Below are 1,563 nucleotides of genomic sequence, written 5' to 3'. Positions count from 1 at the left end.
TGCAGAAGGGGCTGCGGCATGAACCGCACCCCCCCCCTTTTTAATTCAGTGGTGCCGGCTACAGGGTTCGAACCCGTGACCCCCTGATTACAAATCAGGTGCTCTACCAGCTGAGCTAAGCCGGCACTGGATGGGAAATTAGCCGTCCCGGGCCAATTCGTAAAGCGCCACGGCGGCGGCGTTGGAGACGTTGAGGCTTTCCATGTCGCCCTTCATGGGCAGGCGCACCAGATGGTCGCAATGCTCGCGGGTCAGGCGGCGCAGGCCCTCGCCCTCGGCTCCCAGCACCAGGGCGACGCGGCCCGACAGGGCGGCCCCGGCCAGGGTCTTCGGCGCGTCGGCCGCCAGCCCGGCGACCCAGAAGCCGGACTCCTTCAGCGTGTCGAGGGCGCGGACGACATTGGTTACCCGCACCAGCGGCATGCGCTCCAGGGCGCCGGAGGCGGCCTTGGCCAGGGCGCCGGTCTCCTCGGGGGCGTGACGGTCGGGGACCACCACCGCCAGGGCGCCGAAGGCGGCGGCGGAACGCAGGATGGCGCCGACATTGTGCGGGTCGGTGACCTGATCGAGCACCACCACCACGCCGGTCTCGCCCAGGCTGGCAGCGCGGCAGACGTCCTCGATGCCCTGGGCGGGCAGGGGCTCGACCAGCGCCGCCACCCCCTGATGCACCGCGCCCATGGGGAGAAGGCGGTCGATCTCGGCGCGCTCCGCCGGCTCGACCGGGATGCCGGGCCTATTGCCCGCCAGTCCCTTGGCGGCCTCGGCGGTGGCGAGCAGCCGGCGGATCTTCCGTTCCGGATTGATCAGGGCGGCGCCCACCGCGTGGCTGCCGTACAGCCAGAACGAGGCGCCGCCGCCACCGCCGCCGCGCTGGGGAGTGTCGCGCCGTTGTGGGCGGCGGTCGTCGGGTCTGTCGCGCTTCTTCATGGGAACTCCTTTGAGACCTTCCGTTTATCCTGCTCTTTTCGGATTGACAAGCACCGCCAAATTCTCATAGTACAGCCCTCCCGTCGCCCCGGCCGAAAGCCGGGTGATGGTGTGGAGGGGTGGCCGAGTGGTTAATGGCAGCAGACTGTAAATCTGCCGACGAAAGTCTACGGAGGTTCGAATCCCCCCCCCTCCACCAATTACCCCCTATCCGGGGCCGGGTGACGGAGAGAGATTTCTTCAGGTTGAGCGCCAGACGGTGCAACCGTGCGGGACGAACTGGCGGGTGTAGCTCAATGGTAGAGCAACAGCCTTCCAAGCTGATGACGGGGGTTCGATTCCCCTCACCCGCTCCACTCGCCCCGAACAGCCTCGGCCGGAAGCACGGCATTGAACCAAAGCGGCAGCCGCCGCGATCAGACGGGTTGAAAAATGGCTAAGGCTAAATTCGAGCGCAACAAGCCGCACTGCAATGTCGGCACCATTGGTCACGTCGATCACGGCAAGACCTCGCTGACGGCTGCGATCACCAAGATCCTGGCGGAGACGGGCGGCGCCACCTTCACGGCGTACGACCAGATCGACAAGGCGCCGGAGGAGAAGGCGCGCGGCATCACCATCTCGACGGCGCAT

General features: G+C 67.0%; 2 protein-coding genes and 3 tRNA genes. 3 read left to right on the top strand and 2 right to left on the bottom strand.

Annotated elements, in window-relative coordinates; genetic code table 11:
* Positions 1-49: 49 nt before the first annotated feature.
* Both MTBSS4_RS17910 and rlmB read right to left on the bottom strand, forming a co-directional pair.
* Positions 50-125 (bottom strand) — tRNA-Thr (locus MTBSS4_RS17910).
* A 13-nt stretch (positions 126-138) separates the two neighbouring features.
* Positions 139-930: a 23S rRNA (guanosine(2251)-2'-O)-methyltransferase RlmB gene (rlmB, locus tag MTBSS4_RS17905; RefSeq protein WP_173984738.1), complete on the bottom strand. Its 792-nt coding sequence runs from the start codon at positions 928-930 to the stop codon at positions 139-141.
* A 113-nt stretch (positions 931-1,043) separates the two neighbouring features.
* Here rlmB and MTBSS4_RS17900 point away from each other — a divergent pair.
* The 3 genes from MTBSS4_RS17900 to MTBSS4_RS17890 all read left to right on the top strand — a co-directional run.
* Positions 1,044-1,129: transfer RNA gene (locus tag MTBSS4_RS17900), tRNA-Tyr, on the top strand.
* Positions 1,130-1,212: 83 nt separating this feature from the next.
* A tRNA-Gly gene (locus MTBSS4_RS17895) sits at positions 1,213-1,286 on the top strand.
* 76 nt (positions 1,287-1,362) lie between these two features.
* The coding region (locus tag MTBSS4_RS17890; RefSeq protein ID WP_254432647.1) for a GTP-binding protein at positions 1,363-1,563 on the top strand (201 nt) is incomplete at its 3' end.

The organism is Magnetospirillum sp. SS-4 (assembly GCF_902729425.1).
Classification (GTDB): Bacteria; Pseudomonadota; Alphaproteobacteria; order Rhodospirillales; family Magnetospirillaceae; genus Phaeospirillum.
The sequence above is the reverse complement of the archived record's forward strand: the minus strand, read 5'-3'. Positions and strand labels throughout refer to the sequence as shown.